Genomic DNA, 255 nt, shown 5'->3' with positions numbered 1-255 from the left:
GCCTTCCTCGATCAGATCGACGAACCGGTCATCGGCGGCGATCTCCAGTGAAAGATCCGGGTTCTCCTTGGCGAAATCGATCAGCGACTGGCCGACATCGGCATCAACGAAGGTGCGCGGCACGGAAATGCGTAGCCGTCCTTTGAGCTGTGCATTGTTCTCACGCACGAGATCGGCGAGGTTGTCGATCTCCTTTAAGATATCGGAGGCGGTGCGGTAATAGGTATGGCCGGCTTCGGTCATGGAGAATTGCCG

The 255-nt window shown here is 57.3% G+C and carries 1 pseudogene; it reads right to left on the bottom strand.

Going from position 1 to position 255, the window contains the following annotated elements:
- Positions 1–255: pseudogene (locus tag AF337_RS12775) on the bottom strand (LysR family transcriptional regulator); the annotation flags it as partial.

Source organism: Rhizobium ecuadorense (assembly GCF_001187535.1).
Classification (GTDB): domain Bacteria; phylum Pseudomonadota; class Alphaproteobacteria; order Rhizobiales; family Rhizobiaceae; genus Rhizobium; species Rhizobium ecuadorense.
This window is presented reverse-complemented; position numbering and strand designations above follow the sequence as displayed.